Source organism: Cobetia sp. 2AS, from assembly GCF_029846355.1.
GTDB classification, from domain to species: domain Bacteria; phylum Pseudomonadota; class Gammaproteobacteria; order Pseudomonadales; family Halomonadaceae; genus Cobetia; species Cobetia amphilecti.
Map to the genome: position 1 here is coordinate 361,749 of NZ_JARWKQ010000004.1, position 18,576 is coordinate 380,324.

Here is an 18,576-nt window from a genome sequence, read left to right on the forward strand (position 1 = left end):
GATGATCGGCAAGCCACGGGGCATGACACTCGAGTATAGGGAGGCGAGATGACAAAGACTTTCAGCGAAAGGACGACGACTTATGTCAGGAGGCGACTTTTGTCATCCAGGGAAGGTGTCAGGCCTGCAGCATGAGACGTTCGTCGCGGGGGCTACGCCCGAAATGGTTGCGAAACGCCGTGGAGAAGTGAGCGGCGCTGGAAAAGCCGGTGGCCAGCGCGATCTCGCCGATCGGCTGATCGCTCTCGCGCAGCAGCTGACGCGAGCGCGCCAGGCGGAGATCCAGATAGTAGCGGCTGGGCACCGCCTGCAGATGCTTCTTGAACAGCCGCTCCAGCTGACGCCGCGAGATGCCGAGGTGCTCACCGATCTCGTGGGTGGAGAGCGGCTCCTCGATATTGGCCTCCATCAGCGTCACGGCCTCCACCAGCGGCTGGGGCGCATGGGCGAAACGGTTCTTGAGCGGCACGTGCTGCGGCTCGTCCGCCAGCCGGATGCGCTCGCAGACGAAGTGCTCGGAGACCTTCTCGGCCAGCGCGCGACCATGTTGCTGGGCGACCAGCGTCATCATCATGTCCATCGCCGCGGTACCACCGCCGCAGGTGACACGATCGCGGTCCAGCTCATAAAGCTGATGAGAGACGTTGACCTGCGGGAAGTCGCGGCGGAAGGATTCGGCGCGCTGCCAGTGAATCGTCGCACGATAGCCATCGAGCAACCCGGCGCGAGCCAGCTCACGGGTGCCGGTGGAGATGCCGCCCAGCATCACACCACGCTCGGCCAGACGCTTGAGCCAGGCCAGCAGCGCGGGATTCGAGGCCACCTCCTGCAGGCTTGCCTCGCCCGCCGGCTGAGCACCGCACACGAACAGGGCGTCCAGATGGCGCGAATCACTGGCGACCAGACTGTCCGGCGAGAGACTCAAGCCCGCCGCGGACGCCACGCCACGTCCGTCAAGCGCGAAGGTGACGGCCCGATAGAGTGTCTGCCCCGCGAGCTGGTTGGCCACCTGCAGGGGCTCCAGCGCACAGGCCTGGGACAACAACGAGAAGCCGGGCAGCAGCACGAAGCCTATCTGGCGTTGCTGGGCCTGGGGGGAAACCAGTGAATCCACGGGCATGAGTGTGAGTCGGGGTCCGTCGCGTGAGGGTGGCACCATATTGTGCCATGCCTCTGGCACTTGTGCCTGGCCCTCACTGGCATGACGCTCGAGATGAGGCCGCCACACACGACGACGCCACCCCGAAGGATGGCGTCGTCAGTGCTCAGCTGTCAGTGCTCAGCTGTCAGTGCTCAGCTGTCAGTGCTCAACGTGCAGTGCTCAGCGGTCAGCGCTCAGGTCTCAACGGGCAGCGCTCAGCGAGCTGCCACTCCCTCTGCGCTTATGCCGAGGCGCGCTTATGCTGAGGCGCTCTTACATCTGAACGACATCGAACTCGACATCGGTGGCGACATCGGCATCGTAGTCGACGTCGTCACGGGTGAAGCCGAACAGCTTCAAGAATTCCTGCTTGTAGCTGGCGTAGTCGGTGATGTCGAACAGGTTGTCGCTGGTGACCTGCGGCCACAGTTCCTGACAGGCCTGCTGGACGTCGTCCTTCAGCTCCCAGTCGTCGAGACGCAGACGGCCGGACTCGTCGGTGGCGATCTCGCCTTCGCCGTAGAAGCGCTCGGCGTAGAAGCGGTTGAGCTGCTCGATGGTGCCTTCGTGCAGGCCCTTCTCCTTCATGATCTTGTAGACCATGGAGATGTAGAGCGGCATGACCGGGATCGCGGCGCTGGCCTGGGTAACCACGGACTTGAGCACGGCCACGTGGGCACGACCGCCCTTGGCGGACAGCTTCTCGTGGATGCTGCCGGCGGCGCGGTCCAGATCTTCCTTGGCGCGACCCAGCGCACCGTGCCAGTAGATCGGCCAGGTGATCTCGGTGCCGATGTAGCTGAAGGCGACGGAGCGGGCGCCCTCAGCCAGCACGCCGGCGTCGTCCAGCGCCTGCATCCACAGCTCCCAATCCTGACCACCCATCACGGTGACGGTATCTTCGATTTCCTGCTCGGTGGCCGGCTCGACCTCCGCTTCGATGATGGTGTCCTTGTTGGTGTCGATGGCAGTCGCGCGGTAGGTCTCGCCGATCGGCTTGAGCACGGAGCGCTTCACTTCACCGCTGTCCGGCAGCTTGCGCACCGGAGAGGCCAGCGAGTAGACGACGAGGTCGACTTCGCCCATGTTGGCCTTGATCAGCTCGATGGCCTTGGCGCGTGTCTCGTGGGAGAAGGCATCGCCGTTGATGGCCTGGCTGTAGAGGCCTTCCTGCTTGGCGAACTTGTCGAAGGCGGCAGAGTTGTACCAGCCTGCGGTGCCGGCCTTCTTCTCGGTGCCCGGCTTCTCGAAGAACACGCCCAGGGTATCGGCGCCATAACCGAAGGCTGCCGTGATGCGTGCCGCGAGGCCATAGCCACTGGAAGAACCGATCACCAGCACCTTCTTCGGACCACCGTCACGCTTGTCACCGACTGTCTTGCGGGTGATGGCGATCTGCTCGGCGACATTCTGCTCGCAGCCCTTGGGATGTGTGGTGGTGCAGATGAAGCCACGAACCTTGGGTTTGATGATCACGTAAAGAACCTCGTTTGCTGTTGGCCCGGCGTGTACCCGCCGATGCGATACTCGCTTCACCCTGACAGCAGGCAATGGCCGTCCTTGGATGGTGAAGCGTATCGTGAAATAGGGCGTTCGAATCCCGTAAAGCAGGCTCAGTGCCAGCTCATGGGCGCTATTCTAGCGGCTGTCGGCGACGCTGTCCGCCCTGCCGTCATGATCCGCCATCTACCTGCATATCACTGGAGCCAGCCGCGGCGGCTGCCGTATCATGTAGGCCTTTTCACGTACTGCCATTCCACTGCCGTCCTGCATTCGCCGCTGGTTGCCAGCCGCACTGTCCGACAGGCTCTGCCCAGGATGTTTTCATGAACGATCAGAACGCTCACCTCGCCCCCGATGTGGCCGCCCTGCTCGAGCGCCGACAGGACATCTGGCTGGCGCTGTCTCCACTGTGGCTGGAGCGCGACCCACGTGAAGCCGAGTATCAGCACATGGCAGAAGTTGTCGAAGCCCAGGGGCTGAGCTTTCAGGAACTGGAAAAGCTCTATCGGCTGGAGATGGCGCCGGTACTGGTGCGAGAACAGGTCAGCATGACGCCCAACTTCAAGGGCTTCGATGACAGCCAGCTGCTGTCACGCCTGCTGCAGCATACGCATCGTCTGACACGTGGCCGGCGCATGTTCTGGCTACTGTTTTCGGGGCTGGCCACGATGCCGAGTCGCCATCGCTACGGCAATCTGCTCGAGATTCTGCACCTGCGCGGCAATACGCCCCGTTAGCGCCCCGCCCGCAACCTGCATGGGGAAGCCTGACGAGGGCTCTGGCCTGCAACGCCCGAATGGCAAGACACCCCGCGACCGGAAGGTCACGGGGTGTCTTGTCGTGCTGTAGTGCTTAGTAGTGCTTAGAGCAGAGCTCAACCGCCATTCCTCGAGGGGGCTTACGCCGCCGAGCTCATGGCCGTTTGTGGCGCGGCACTCTCAGCACCCCTTGTGCACGGCGCTTCTGCCAATCAGACAGACTTGAAAGGCCTCGGCTATCACTGATGCGCTTGCCCCCTTCCAGACGTTTGCTCATCCACAGCGCACTGCCATTGAAACTGTAGATAGGCAGCAGGTCCGTGCGCTCACTGGCCGGCAGGATGGAACTGTTCAGGTTGTCCAGTACATCAGGATTGCGCGTATTGGCGCCCTGATAGGTCACGACCATGTGGAACTGGTTGAGGCTGAGCGCCTTGACGTAGTGCAGACGCAGGCGGTCTTCCGGTACGCCAAGCTCGCGCAGGGTCAGGTACTTGGCCATGGCGAAGTCGTCGCAATCACCGGCCCCTGCCCCCAGAAACTCCTGCGGCGTCGCCCAGTAATCGGTCGCTCCCCAGACGCTGAGGTCATCGGTGAAGTTGAGACGATTGAAGAAATCGTTCACTTCGCTCAACTGGCGCCTGACCGGCGCGTCCTCCAGGCGCTGCAACAGTTGCTGCCATTGCTGCACACGATGCCAGCCACCTGTCCCGTAGATCTGGATGAACTGGCGGGAATCCACCGCCTGTGCCAAACCCGCACCGAGCGACAACACCAGCAGCACCCCGACCGCAAGACCCTCCCACCAGCGGCGATGATTCATGTCGAGGCACCCTGAATGTCACTTAGCGAGGCATATCTTCTGCTGGACTGGCGAGCCTTGCCATGACATCGACTGCCGGTGACACGAAGCCCTGATAGCCATCTGCGCCCAGCGACATCGCCCGCTCCTGATCCGCCTCGGACTCGACGCGGGTCACGATGACCTGCGACTCGACCTGATGCGCGGTCATGCACAGACTCTGCAACAGCTCGGTGTCGACGTCTTCGCGCTTGAAGAACGCCTGGTCGATCTTGACGTAATCAGGCCGCAGTGCCGACAGATAGCTGAGCTCCTTCAGCTCTCGGGCGAAGCGGTCGATGCCGCCCCGCGCGCCCAGTCGGCGAGCATGTCGGAACAGCATCTTGATACGCTCCTGATGCCTGAGGGCGATGCTTTCGGACACTTCGATATCCAGACGCTTGCACAGGCGCGGATGCGCCGCCAACCAGTTGAGCAAACCAATATAACTGGCTTCATCGTCGAAGGTTTCTTCGGTCAGGTTGAGCGCCAGCCTGGGCACTTCAATCCGGTCGATATAGGACGCCAGCCACTCCAGAGCGCGCAGATCAAACTGCGCCCCCATGCGGAAATGGCGAATCACGGGCAGGAAGTCACCCGCACGATGCAGTTCATCACCATCGCGCAGACGGGCAAACAGCTCGCGATGGAGCTCACCACCATCGTTGAGCAACACCGGCTGGGCAACGAAGTCGAGTCCCTTGGGGGAATCCAGGGCCTTTTCGATGATCTCGCGCCACTCGCCTCGCGGACGCGCACGCCCACCCGCAGGGGCCAGTTCCACGCCAGACCCTTGCTCGATGGCCTGACGAAGCGTGGCATCTGCAACGGCAAACATCTGGGTGCGCTGCATGCCCGGCTCACGCCGAACGGCGCCAAAGGCACAGTTCTCCGGCGGAGTATCCACCAGCGGATTGGCATCCAGCAGGTTGTCGATATCCTCCGCCAATAGCGTGAGAAACTCCTGAAGCCGAGCCTCGTCGGTTTCCGGCAGCAACAGGCCGAAATCACTATTGGCCAGACGCGCGGCAATGATCGCCTCACCCGCCAGTTCGCGATCTTCCAGCTTGCGCGCGATGGCTTTCACCAGGGCGTCACGCCCCTTGTAGCCCTGCTCGCGATACACCACCTCGATATGCGACACGCGCAGCAACGCGAAGCTGCCACCCATCGGCTCGCTCAGCCACTCATCGACCGCTCGATTCAAATAGCCGCGGTTGCCAAGCCCCGATACCGAGTCTTCTTCCGCCTGGCGCTGCAGACGCGCCAACTGCGCGGCCTGAGCCTCGAACTGGGTCTGCAGGCGCTGTCCAAGACGATTGACCGCCGAGGTGATGCCCTTGAGCTCCGCCACGCTGGTCTCTTCCAGCGGCGCGTCGAAGCGCTGTGTCTCCATCTCATTGAGGCGAGACGAGATACGCTCCAGCGGGCGCAGCAGACGACGCATGACCAATGAGGCAATCAGCAGCGTGATCAGACCGCCCAGCAGCAGCCACAGCGCCAGACGCTTGGCCAGCTGCCAGAGCTGGTCATAGCCCTGGGCAGATTCGCCGGTCAGGCTGATCGTGCCCAGCGACGCCCAGCCACCCGGCAGCTCGCGACTCGCAGATTCCACCGGCATGGGAATCAGGTCACGAAACCACTGCGGTGCCAGACTCTCGCGCACGACATTGAAGGCGATGGGTGTCGCGATGGCCACGCTCTCCAGCCTGGCATCGCGCACATGACCACCATCTACCGTGGCACGCATCAGGGCTTCGGCACTGGCGGCATCGCCAAGCTCTACATGTGGCACCAGCGCGAGACTCAAGCTCTGGGCGAGATTCGAGAGTTCGACGCGTTGTCGTTCGGCCAGTGCATCACGGGTGTTGTTGACCTGGATGAAGAAGATACCGAGGGAGAACCCCAACAATACCAGCAACATCAAGGTAAACAGGCGGCGCGAAAGACTCATCTGATTTCCTCATCAACCATCAGCATGGCAACGGCGCACCCAAGGTTCGGGAGCGCCGTGGGTGGCTTAGCCCTGTTGTTGGACGGGGACGGCAACACTCATGGAATCCAGCAGAGCGCCGGTCGCCGACAGCAGGCGATAGTTGGCGGTTTCCAGATCAAAACGGGCGCGAATCAGGTTCTGTTGAGAGGTGAACAGCTCACTCTCGCTATCCAGAAGGTCCAGCAATGTGCGGCGTCCGATATCGAATTGCTTGCGATAACTCTCGCGGGTATCGGTCGCGGCACGCACATAACTTTCCAGGTAATCGATCTGACGCTTGAGGTTCTCGCGGGCATTCCATGCCAGACGAATCTCGTCACGCACATCGCGCATCACGCGATCATTGTCGTGCTCGACCGCTTCCAGCGCTGCCTGACGACCGCGGATCTCGGATTGATCACGGCCGCCACGATACAGGTTGTAGCGCATGACCAGTTCGACGCTCCAGTCGTCTGACTTGCTCTTGTCCTGGTCATAATCATTGTCCAGCGTGCGATTGCCCTCGAGACTGAACTCGGGGTAGTTATCGCCCTTCTCGGCGTTCACTTCATGGCGTGCAGCATCAATGGAGACCCGCGCTGCCGCCAACAGCGGGTTGCGCTGATTGGCCTGCACGTAGGCGCTCTCGACATCCTCGCTGAGCAGGCTGGTGTCGATGCCCGGCATGCTGAGGTCCGACGGCATCTCACCCACCAGACGCAGATAGGCTGAGCGGGAATCCTCGAGATTGTTGATCGATGACAGCACGCTGGCTTCGGCATTGGCCAGACGACCATCCACCTGACGCACGTCACTGCGCGCACCAAGGCCGGATTCCGCACGCCGCCCGATATCATTCGAGATACGACGGTGAGCCTCGAGATTGGCTTGTGCATACTTGAGAATCAGCTCATCACGCATGACCTGCAGATAGGCACCGGCCGTATCCAGCGCGATGTCATTGGCCTCGGCCGCGACCTGCAGGCGCTGGTAGTCCGCCTCTGTCTCGGCCTGGCGAATGCGCTCGATTGTCGTGTTGCCGTCCCAGAGCAACTGACGGATGGTCAGATCAAGGCGCGTGTAATCGTGCCAGTCGTCATCGTCATTGACGCCGTCATCTTCCGAGTCGAACTTGCCATAGCCCAGACGACCGGTCAGATCCACCGTCGGGCGATACGCCCCGCGCTGGGTTTCCGCTTCTTCGAGTCGCTGGATGTGACGTGAAACCTGAACGCGCGTGCGTGGGTTTTCCATTACCGCTCGGGATACGGCCTCTTCAAGAGTCGCAGCCGAAGCCTGAACGCCAAACCCCATCCCTGCGGCGATGCTCAACGCCAAGAGTGTCTTTTTCATTATGAGTTACCCTCGAATCCATCAAATCCTTGATCAACGTTCACGCAAGGCACCTTGCCTAGCGCGCAGAATCGGCTTCATCAAATATTGCAGTACGGTCTGATTGCCAGTGATCACATCGACACTGGCCTGCATGCCCGGGATGATCGTGAGCGGATCCGAGTCACTGCCAAGGTGGTTCTGCTCCGTCAGCACCTTGATCTCGTAGAAACTGTTGCCTTCTTCATCCTGCACAGTATCCGCACTGATCTGATCGACCTTGCCTTCCAACCCACCGTAGATGGTGAAATCGTAGGCAGATAACTTGACGACGGCCGGCTGTCCGATTCTCAGGAAGCCGATGTCCTTGGGAGCGACTCGCGCCTGAACCAGCAGCTGATCCTCGATGGGAACGATCTCCATCAGGTCTTCCCCGGGCTCGATGACGCCGCCTATGGTATTGATATTCAGCGTCTTGATGGCGCCCTGAACCGGAGAGGTCACCAAAGTACGATCGAGTCGGTCCTGAAGACTGGTGCGCCCCTCACGCAAGCGACCCAGATCCGCCTGGGTCTTGGCGAGCTCTTCCGCGGCACGTGAGCGGAATTCCTGCGCGACGCCGACCCGATTCGAGATGGCCTCATCCAGCTCCGATTGCTTGCCCGGCACGGCCAGGCGCGCCGATTCAAGATCACCCCGCAGGTCGTTGACCTCACGCTGGATCTTGAGAAGGTCCACCTGAGAGACCACGCCTTCACGCACCAGCGGGGCCGTCATGCCGAGCTCGCGACGTGACAGTTGATAACTGCGCTCGAGACTGTTGATGCGCGATCTCAACTCACGCAACTCCTGCTCCTTCTGCAGAATCTGTTCACGCGCGCCATTGAGGCCGCTATTGAGCTGATTCAGATGTGTGCGATACGCCGTCATCGCACGCGACACCAGAGCGGGACTGCGCGCCTTGAATTCCTCGTCGAAGGGCAACTCGATATTCTTCACGCTCACCTGATCCTTCCAGGCATCCGCGGAGGCGTTGACCTCGATGGAATCAAGCTCGGTGTCGTACTGCATGATGGTGGCCTGCAGGCCATCGAGGGTCGAGACACGCTCGCGCAGATCGGAACCTGCACTGGTGTCGTCGATGCGCAGCAGTGGCTCCCCCGGCGAGACGACCTGACCTTCCTTGATATAGATCTCGCGCACGATACCGCCTTCCAGGTTCTGGACGACCTGCAAGTGCGTCGAGGGCACGACCTTGCCGGAGCCGCGCGTGACGACCTCCAGGCTCGCCTGACTGGCCCAGATCACGAAGATGACCACGAATGCGAGCACCATCCAGATCAGGATGCGCGACTTCCAAGGAGTCGCCAGCAACACGGCCGAACTGACATCGTCGAGATGGTGAAGGTCACGCTGCTCAATCGGTGCCTTAGCCACGATTCACCTCCTGCTTGCGCCCGGCGACACGGCCTTCATTCAGGGCGCTCAGCACCTGCTGCTTGGGCCCATCGGCGACGATGCGCCCCCCTTCCATGACGATGACGCGGTCTACCACGTCGAGCATGCTGCTCTTGTGGGTGACCAGCACCAGCGTCTGGCTGCGTGGCAGGGACTTGAGCATTCTGCGCAGGCGCAGCTCGGCGCGGTTATCCATGTGCGAACCGGGCTCATCGAGCAGCAAGAGCGGAGGACGCATCAAGAGCGCGCGTGCCAGCAAGACCGTCTGACGCTGACCGCTGGAGAGCATGCGCCCACCCTCACCCACCTGACGGTCCAGTCCTTCAGGGTGATGACGAGTGAATTCGGTCACACCGGAGGCATCAGCCGCGAGTTCGACCTGTACGTCACTGGCGTGTGGTTGGCCGAGGGTGATGTTGTCGCGAATGGAGCCGAAGAACAGTGAACTGTCCTGGCCCGCATGACCGATATGCCGACGTACGTCGGCGGGATGCAGCTGATTGAGATCCAGTCCATCGATTCGAACGCTGCCCGCCGTGGCGCGATACAGACCAGAGACAAGACGTTGCAAGGTACTCTTGCCAGCACCGATACGCCCGATGATCGCGATCCTCTCACCTGGATTGATGGTCAATGAGATATCCGACACGGCAGGCGGCGTATTCGGCGCATAGGCAAAGCCGACGCGATCGAATTCGATGCGCATCTGCAGGTGCTCGCGGTGAACGTAACGACGATCTTCCGACTCTTCCGGCAATGCCATGATCTGCTCAAGCGCACTCATGGCACTGCGAGTCTGGCCGATGCGCGTGATCAGCAACGCCAACTGCCCCAGCGGCTGCAACGCACGCCCGGACAGCATGACCGCGGCGATCAAGCCACCGACAGACAGGCGTGCATCCGCGATCAGATAGACCCCGAACACGACCAGCGCCACCGTGGTGGCCTGTGTCAGCGACATGCTCAGAGAGCTGACAGAGGTCGTCAGGTTGCGGCTTTTCACCCCCCAATGCGCGATCTGCCCGACGGCGCGTTCATATCGACGCTGGGTTTCGCCCTGAGCATTGGCCAGCTTGAGGCTCTCGAGGCCGGAGACTGCTTCGACGAGGCGCGCATTGCGTTCCGTCGCCAAGCGCGACCCCTGCTCGATGCTGCTGCGCAGCGGCTTCTGGATCGCCAGACTGTAGATGAGCAGGATCACGAGCGCGGCGAAGGGCACCAGAACCAATGGCCCCGCCACGATCCAGATCACCAGCAGGAACAGCAGGGCAAACGGCAGATCGACCAGGGTGGTCAGGGTCGCGGAGGTGAAGAACTCTCGAATCGAATCAAACTCCTGCAGGTGCTTCACATAGCCACCGACAGAGCCGGGACGCGCTTCCATCCGCAGGTTCATGGTCTTGGAGAAGAGTTTCGAGGTCAGCAACACCTCGGACTTCTTGCCGGCCGTGTCCATGAAGTAGGCGCGTGTCTGGCGCATCACGAAGTCGAACACCATGATGATCGCCATGCCCGTCGCCAAGACCCACAGCGTGTTGAAGGCCAGATTGGGCACGACCTTGTCATAGGCGTTCATCACGAACAGTGGCGATGCCACGGCAAACAGGTTGATCAATATCGACGCCAGAATCACGTCACGATAGATCGGCCGCGACAGCTTCAGCGTTGACCAGAACCAATGGCCATCGCTCTGCTTGAGCGTTTCCGGTGCGCGTTCATCAAAGCGGTGCTCCTGCTTGAGATAGACGACACGCCCATCATGACGCTCAGCCAGTGACTCGATGTCCACCAGCTCATCACCCTCGGCCTCAGGCTGATGAATCCTGGCCTTGCCTGCGTCGTTGTCGACCTCCAGCAAGACGACAGCACGCTCTTCCTTGAGTATGAGAATGCACGGCATCAGCATGTCGCTGATGGCCGTGATCTGCTGGTTGACCAGTTTGGCACTCAGATTGGCACGTGCCGCGGCACGACTGACAAGCGCCAGGGGAAGACGGCCTTCCTCCATGGGAAGGCCATCGACCAGCACTGCTGCAGATCTGGGATTGCCGTGGTAACGCGCCATGAAGACCAGCGCATTGAGAAGGGGGTCGCCCTCCCTCTCGCCAACGGGCTCCGGTCTTAATGGCGTGGGTTGATCGCTCAACCTGTCCTCCTTAGTAGGGCACTTCGCAGATGTCTCTACGGCAAAGTCTAATACAGCAAGGGGAGACAGCCTAAGCCATCTCCCCTATCACATCGATTCAGCCGTCAACGTTCGTCTTGAGACTGTTGCTGTCGAGCAGAGATTGAATGATCTGCGTATCCGTGTCGCCACCTGATGTCAGGTCGACATCCTGCAGATTGATCTCTTGCGTGATATTGCTGCCGTCGGATCCATCGACACTGATCTCGATATTGGTGCCACCTTCTCCATCTGACTCGAAGTGCAGGAAGCTCGAGAGCGTATCGGCATCTTCGTTGGACTGAAGCAGATCGGAAAGATCGATGACATCGCCATCCGCGACACTGAAGTCGGTGATGGTATCCGTCGCCATGCCGCCTTCGCTGTTGATGTCATGACCGCTCAGCCACTGGAAGGTATCGGCACCATCGCCGCCGGTCAGGATGTCATTGCCGGCACCTCCGACCAGAAGATCATCGCCCTCACCACCAGAGAGGATATCGTTGCCGGTGCCGCCCCGCAGCGTATCGTTGCCGCTGCCACCTTCCAGACGATCGCTGCCCTCGCCACCGCTCAGGGTGTCATTGCCGCCTTGGCCAATCAGATAGTCCGCATAGAACGGGCCATCGCCATCGCCCGTCAGGGACTCGTTGCCAGAGGTCCCGATCAGGACCGACAGCTTGTCGACGTCGATGCTGACACTTGAGGCGTTGGTATCCCCGTCATTGTCGACCGTCACGTAATCGAAGCTGTCTGTGGAGCGCTCAGTAACATTGCTAGGCGGCGTGTAGGCGAAGTCACCGCTCCCCAGATTGAACAGCATGCTGCCACCCAGGTCCGTAGAGATGGTCAACTCCAGGCTGCCCGCATCGTAGCTGCTATTGTCCGTGCCCACTGCAGACACGGTGTTGGTGGCCGGGTCATAACTGTAGGTCGTGCCATCCACGGTGACCGATTGCAGATAACCGCCATCCGCCCCCAACAGACTGCCATCCACGGAGCTGCCCGAGACAAGCTGACCACTGACCGGTGATTGGACAGTAGCGGCGAGGGTATCGTCGAGATCCTCAAAGCTGGTAACGACAGTGCTATCGAGGTCTTCATCCGCTGAACCGTCATAGGCAATCGGATCAAGGTTGGACTCTGTGACGTTGCTACCCAAGCCGATAGCGTAGGACTTGATGCCATTATCGACCAGGAAGTCAGTCCAGATATCCTCTTCATCGTTCGAGATACCGGCATCTGCTCTGTAAATGGTATTCCCCACAAGCACATTCAGCGCTTCATCATCGCCATCGCCAAAGTTTGGCTCACCATCAGAGAAGAAATAGGAAATGCTTTGCGCATCCTCCAATGCTCCATCTTCAGAATAATTCTCGATAGCTGCTGCAAGAGCGGAATCATAATTGGTATAACCACCGGCCTGCAGGTTATCCAGAATGCTCTCAGCCTCTCCTACGGTCACCCAAGCATTCTGAGCCGTACCGATGGATGAGAATGTCACCAGATTGATACGTACGTCACCAAAGTCATCGTAGGCCTCAATCAGAGACTTGATGGAATCAATAGCACTCTGCAGGCGAGTTTCACCATCGATTCCATCAGTTGCATTCATGGAACCTGACACATCAAGAATGATAGTGAGATTGGTATCCACCAGGGTCGACGAGAAGCTCTGCGCTTCCTGCTGCTCTGGGGCATCATCCTCGATACCGATGGTCAGCGTGCCGATGGAGCTGGCGCCTTCGCTATCCGTTGCGAGCACACCGAAGTCCAGAGACAGGACATCTTCACCATCACCCGAGTGATCAACCGCCTGACTCAGAGTGAAGGTATAGGCGCCGCTGTCATCGATGGTCACCGTCGCGACTTCATTGCCATCAGCATCGGTTGCCACCATTGACTGGGTGCCGCTGCCGGACCAGGACACCGCACTGCCACCGGAGGTGATGGCCGTGGCAGGAGCCGTCAATACCAGCGACACGCTGTCACTGTCGACATCCGTGACGGAAACCGTACCGGTGACAGTGGTGGCATCGGTGGTATCCGTGAAGCCATCAGCCGCATCGCTGTCGGCGATACCGCCTTCGAGCCCTTCTTCGCTGACGCGACCTTCAGTCGCAGTCACCACCGGGGCATCATTCGTCCCTTGAATGGTAATGGTGACATCCTGGGTAGCTGTCGCTCCCGCCGTATCCGTGACAGTGACGGTGTAGGTCAGGACCAGCGACTCGCCTGCAGACAGGTAGTCGAAGCTTTCCCCGGCAGCACTGCTGTCGAAGGACCAGTTGAGCGTACCTTCAGTGCTCTCGTCATCGATGATGGCCCCGGTATCCACGCCCAGCAGCGCAAGCAGGCCATCGTTGTCCAGCGTGCCGGTATCGCCATCACTGGAGACGCCGGTGACGCTCGGCGTCACGCTGTTGCTGAGATCCACGTCATCCACCGACAGAGTCCCGCTGGCACTCAGCGGTGAATCCGTCTCCGTCAGGATGGCGGCTGCACTGTCGCCACTGCTGACACTGATCTCCGGCGCATCGTTGCTACCATTGATGGTGATGGTCAGCGTGGTAGTGGCGGTATCACCGTCAGCATCCGTGATCACGTAGGTATAGACGTCCGTGACCGACTCACCGGCCGCCAGGTACTGCAGGTCGTCGCGTGCTGACTGATAGCTGTAGGAGCCATCCGCCGCCAGGGTCAGCTCGCCGTGCTCACCCGTGATCACGGCCGCCGCGCCATCGCTCACCGGGGCAGTCTCCGTTCCGGCGATGACGGCAGTCACGGTTACCGCATCGGCACCCAGAGTATCGGCAGTCGCCGATGTGCCATCCACGACATTGCCGGTGATGGCAGCATTGCGATTCTCGCCAATGCTGCGCGTATCAGCGTTGGCTACCGGCGCCGTATCCAGCACCGTGACATCGAGACTGTCACTGGTACTCTGGCCTGCCAGATCCGTCACTACGACGGTGAAACCATCGACGACGCTGTCATCGCCATCTGTGTGATCAGCCGCTGTGCCATCTTCCTCATAGGTGTAAGACACAGTGCCGGAATCGTAGCCCGTAATGGTCAGCGTGCCTTCACCAGCTGGATTGGAGATCACTACCGGTGTGGTGTTGGCATCCGTGATATCCACGCCAGCGATCGTCACTGCCGCGATACCTGCTGCAGCTGACACGGTAAAGGTATTGGTGAGCGTGCTTCCGGTCGCTTCGGTGACAGACTGGTCTCCCAGTGAACTGATGACCGGCAGCGCATCATCAGTCCCCTTGATGACGATATCCACTGTCGTGCTGGAGCCATCGCTGAGCTGCACGATGTACTGCTCATTTATCGTGTCGGCAGATGTCAGCTCCTGCACAGCGGCAGTGTCGTTATCCAGCGTATAGGTCCAGTTGCCGTCAGCATCGACGACGAAGGTACCGTAGAGACTGCTGTCGTCAGTGGCCGGCGTGAACGTCGGCGCGTCACTATCGACATCGGTCGCGGTCAGCGTCCCTGACGCTTCCGTCACACCATCTTCGGCAACAGCGCCATCATCGGCACTGATGACGACAGGGTCATCAATCGCTGCGACGTCCTCGAAGCTGAGAATGGCTTCATCGAACTCGGTGCCATCCGTGATCACATAAGTGGTGTCGGGTACCGGACCGTTGTAATTCTCACCGGGCGTGAAGGTGAAGGTACCGTCAGCATTGATCAGAAGTGTGCCGACTTCGCCAAGATCCGCTGTCTTGCCCGGGTCGTACGTAACCCCGTCAACAGTGAAGCTGACGACGCTCAACTCATCACCATCGGCGTCGACGTCGTTGTTCAGGACGTTGCCGCTGACCGGAGTATCTTCCTCGACCACGATCGGACCATCGTCATAGGCCACCGGCTTGTCATTCAAGCCCTGAACATTGATGGTGATGTCGGCGGTATCCGAGTCGCCATCCGCATCCAGGATGGTGTACTCGAATACTTCCTTGACGAGGTCACCGGCACCCAATGCCTGAGCGCGCGCATCATCAAGGTCATAACTGAAGGTGCCATCGGTATTGATGGTCAAGCTACCGTAGCTGCCATCGACGGTAACGCTACCCTCATTGTCTGCCAGTGAAATGCCATCCAGATGCGTGATGGTCACGCCATCAGCGCCCAGCTCATCCTGTCCGCCGCCGACAACACTGGAAATGACATTGGTGTTGATCACCGGCTCACCATCCGGAGACGTATCATCTTCGCGAATGGTGTAGGTGTCGTCATTGGCGACAGGCGCGGTATCCACAATCTTGACGTCAAGGCTGTCGCTGGTGCTCTGCCCGGCCAGGTCAGTGACGACCACGGCGTAGTTGTCGAACACGCTATCGTCGCCAGCCGAGTGATCCGCAGCCGTGCCATCCTCCACATAGGTGTAGGACACGGTGCCGGCATCGTAGCCAGTGATGGTCAGCGTACCTTCGTCATCAGTCGCACCCGGAATCACGATGGGGTTATCCACTGACGCCGAAGTGATGTCTGTGCCATTGATGGTGACGCTGGCGATGCCGGCATCCGCTGCCACCTCGAAGGTGTCAGTGACCGTGGCTCCTGTGGCCTCGGTCACTTCCTTGTCAGCCAGCGTGATAACCGGCGCTGCGTCGGCCGAGCCCGTGATATTGATGGTCAGCGTGGTGCTGGAATAATCGCCATCGCTGTCTTCCAGCACATAGGTGAAGACGTCTTCCGCCGGTTCACCCTCTGCCAGAGACTGCGTCTTGGTGGTGTCCAGAACGTAGGTATAGCTGCCGTCGCTGTTGAGCGTCAGCGTGCCGTAGTCACCCGTGACCGTGGCACTGCCGCCGTCGGCAATCCCGGTATCGTTCAGTTTGCAGACCATGAACGGCGCATCTGCACCCAGGATGTCCTCATTGTCATTGGCACCATCAATCACGTTGCCCGTGAGCTCGTCCGTCGCATCTTCATCAATATCGCGCTCATCCGGCTTGGCCGTCGGCGCAGTATCCAGAATCTTGACGTCAAGGCTGTCGCTGGTGCTCTGCCCAGCCAGGTCAGTGACGACCACGGCGTAGTTGTCGAACACGCTATCGTCGCCAGCCGAGTGATCCGCAGCCGTACCATCCTCCACATAGGTGTAGGACACGGTGCCGGAATCATAGCCAGTGATGGTCAGCGTGCCTTCGTCATCAGTCGCACCCGGAATCACGATGGGGTTATCCACTGACGCCGAAGTGATGTCCGTGCCATTGATGGTGACGCTGGCGATGCCGGCATCCGCTGCCACCTCGAAGGTGTCAGTGACCGTCTCACCCGTGGCCTCGGTCACTTCCTTGTCAGCCAGCGTGATGACCGGCACTGCGTCGGCCGAGCCCGTGATATTGATGGTCAGCGTAGTGCTGGAATAGTCGCCATCGCTGTCTTCCAGCACATAGGTGAAGACATCTTTCGCCGGTTCATTCTCTGCCAGAGACTGCGTCTTGGTGGTGTCCAGAACGTAGGTATAGCTGCCGTCGCTGTTGAGCGTCAGCGTGCCGTAGTCACCCGTGACCGTGGCACTGCCGCCGTCGGCAATCCCGGTATCGTTCAGTTTGCAGACCATGAACGGCGCATCTGCACCCAGGATGTCCTCATTGTCATTGGCACCATCAATCACGTTGCCCGTGAGCTCGTCCGTCGCATCTTCATCAATATCGCGCTCATCCGGCTTGGCCGTCGGCGCAGTATCCAGAATCTTGACGTCAAGGCTGTCGCTGGTGCTCTGCCCAGCCAGGTCAGTGACGACCACGGCGTAGTTGTCGAACACGCTATCGTCGCCAGCCGAGTGATCCGCAGCCGTACCATCCTCCACATAGGTGTAGGACACGGTGCCGGAATCATAGCCAGTGATGGTCAGCGTGCCTTCGTCATCAGTCGCACCCGGAATCACGATGGGGTTATCCACTGACGCCGAAGTGATGTCCGTGCCATTGATGGTGACGCTGGCGATGCCGGCATCCGCTGCCACCTCGAAGGTGTCTGTGACCGTCTCACCCGTGGCCTCGGTCACTTCCTTGTCAGCCAGCGTGATGACCGGCACTGCGTCGGCCACGCCGGTGATCAGGATGTCGACCGTGGTGGTCGAGTTATCGCTGAGCATCACGGTGTACTGCTCGGTGACGGTCTCGCCCGCGGCCAGCGCCTGGGTCTCGGCGGCGGCGTTGTCGAGGGTGTAGGTCCAGTTGCCATCGGCGTCCACGCTGAAGCTGCCGTAAACACTGCTGTCATCGGTAGCGGCGACGAAGGCCAGATCGGCATTGTCGGCATCAGAAGCGGTCAGCGCACCGCTGGCTTCCAGGGTGCCGTCTTCCTGCACGGCACCAGCGTCGGTGGAGATGACCGGCGCGTCGTCGCTGCCGGTGATGGTGATGACAACGTTCTGGGTGTCAGTCGCGCCAGCGGTGTCCGTGACCGTCACTGCATAGGTCAGCGTCAGCGTCTCATCCGCCGCCAGGTAGTCAAAGTCTTCCCCGACCGTGCTGCTGTCGAAGTTCCAGGTGAGATTGCCGTCAGTGCCGGTGCCCTCGATGATGGCCGCGGCATCCACGCCCAGCATGCCGAGCAGATCGGTCTCGGACAGCGTGCCAATATCCCCCTCAGCGTCGACGCCGGTGACGCTCGGCGTGACGCTGTCGGTGAGGTCCACGTCCGACACGGACAGCGTGCCCGTGGCCGACAGCGGCGCATTCGCTTCTGCCAGACTGGCCGCGGCACTGTCGTCCGCGTCCACACGGATCAGCGGGCCATCGTTGTCACCGGTGATGGTGATGTCGACCGTGGTGGTCGAGCCATCGCTCAGCGCGACGGTGTATTGCTCGGTGACCGTCTGGCCCTCGGCCAGCGCCTGGGTCGCCTCAGCCTCGTTGGCCAGTTCGTAGGTCCAGTTGCCCGCATCATCGACCGTGAAGGTGCCGTAGTCGCTGCCATCGGTGGCTGCGACAAAGGCCAGGTCGGCGTTGTCGGCATCCGTCGCGGTCAGCGTGCCGCTGGCTTCCGGGGTGGTGTCTTCTTCCACGGCGCCAGCGTCGGCGGAGATGACCGGCGCGTCGTCGTTGCCGGTGATGGTGATGACAACGTTCTGGGTGTCAGTCGCACCAGCGGTGTCCGTGACCGTCACTGCATAGGTCAGCGTCAGCGTCTCATCCGCCGCCAGATAGTCGAAGTCTTCCCCGGCCGTGCTGCTGTCGAAGGTCCAGGTGAGATTGCCGTCGGTGTCGGTGCCCTCGATGATGGCCGCGGCATCCACGCCCAGCATGCCGAGCAGGTCATCATTGTCCAGCGTGCCGGTATCCCCGTCACTGGAGACACTGGTGACGCTCGGCGTGACGCTGTCGGTGAGGTCCACGTCCGACACGGACAGCGTGCCCGTGGCCGACAGCG

At 60.6% G+C, this 18,576-nt stretch carries 9 protein-coding genes; 1 reads left to right on the forward strand and 8 read right to left on the reverse strand.

Annotated elements, in window-relative coordinates:
- Positions 1-118: 118 nt before the first annotated feature.
- Both QD356_RS13280 and fabV read right to left on the reverse strand, forming a co-directional pair.
- Positions 119-1,120, reverse strand: a complete 1,002-nt coding sequence (locus QD356_RS13280) for a GlxA family transcriptional regulator (RefSeq protein ID WP_192837381.1) — start codon at positions 1,118-1,120, stop codon at positions 119-121.
- Between the two features lie 294 nt (positions 1,121-1,414).
- A complete protein-coding gene (gene fabV / locus QD356_RS13285; RefSeq protein WP_043334421.1) occupies positions 1,415-2,617 on the reverse strand; it encodes an enoyl-ACP reductase FabV in 1,203 nt (400 codons plus the stop codon).
- A gap of 350 nt (positions 2,618-2,967) precedes the next feature.
- Here fabV and QD356_RS13290 point away from each other — a divergent pair, with 350 nt between their 5' ends.
- Complete coding sequence (locus QD356_RS13290; protein ID WP_166020033.1) at positions 2,968-3,381, forward strand: hypothetical protein; 414 nt, start codon at positions 2,968-2,970, stop codon at positions 3,379-3,381.
- A 175-nt stretch (positions 3,382-3,556) separates the two neighbouring features.
- Here QD356_RS13290 and QD356_RS13295 read toward each other — a convergent pair whose 3' ends face one another.
- The 6 genes from QD356_RS13295 to QD356_RS13320 all read right to left on the reverse strand — a co-directional run bounded on the left by QD356_RS13295 (position 3,557) and on the right by QD356_RS13320 (position 18,550).
- On the reverse strand, positions 3,557-4,225 hold the full coding sequence (locus tag QD356_RS13295; RefSeq protein WP_192837380.1) for a transglutaminase-like cysteine peptidase: 669 nt from the start codon (positions 4,223-4,225) through the stop codon (positions 3,557-3,559).
- 22 nt (positions 4,226-4,247) lie between these two features.
- A complete protein-coding gene (locus QD356_RS13300) occupies positions 4,248-6,197 on the reverse strand; it encodes an EAL domain-containing protein (protein ID WP_192837379.1) in 1,950 nt (649 codons plus the stop codon).
- 66 nt (positions 6,198-6,263) lie between these two features.
- The gene (locus tag QD356_RS13305; protein WP_279836844.1) at positions 6,264-7,571 is read right to left on the reverse strand and encodes a TolC family outer membrane protein; all 1,308 of its coding nucleotides are present in this window, start codon (positions 7,569-7,571) and stop codon (positions 6,264-6,266) included.
- Positions 7,572-7,604: 33 nt separating this feature from the next.
- A complete protein-coding gene (locus tag QD356_RS13310) occupies positions 7,605-8,987 on the reverse strand; it encodes an HlyD family type I secretion periplasmic adaptor subunit (RefSeq protein ID WP_043334429.1) in 1,383 nt (460 codons plus the stop codon).
- Positions 8,980-11,154 carry a type I secretion system permease/ATPase gene (locus tag QD356_RS13315; RefSeq protein WP_225996285.1) on the reverse strand — a complete coding sequence of 725 codons (2,175 nt, stop codon included), beginning with the start codon at positions 11,152-11,154 and terminating at the stop codon, positions 8,980-8,982. Before QD356_RS13315 ends, QD356_RS13310 begins: the two co-directional genes overlap by 8 nt.
- A 97-nt stretch (positions 11,155-11,251) precedes the next feature.
- The gene (locus QD356_RS13320) at positions 11,252-18,550 is read right to left on the reverse strand and encodes a VCBS domain-containing protein (protein WP_279878082.1); all 7,299 of its coding nucleotides are present in this window, start codon (positions 18,548-18,550) and stop codon (positions 11,252-11,254) included.
- Positions 18,551-18,576: the final 26 nt, after the last annotated feature.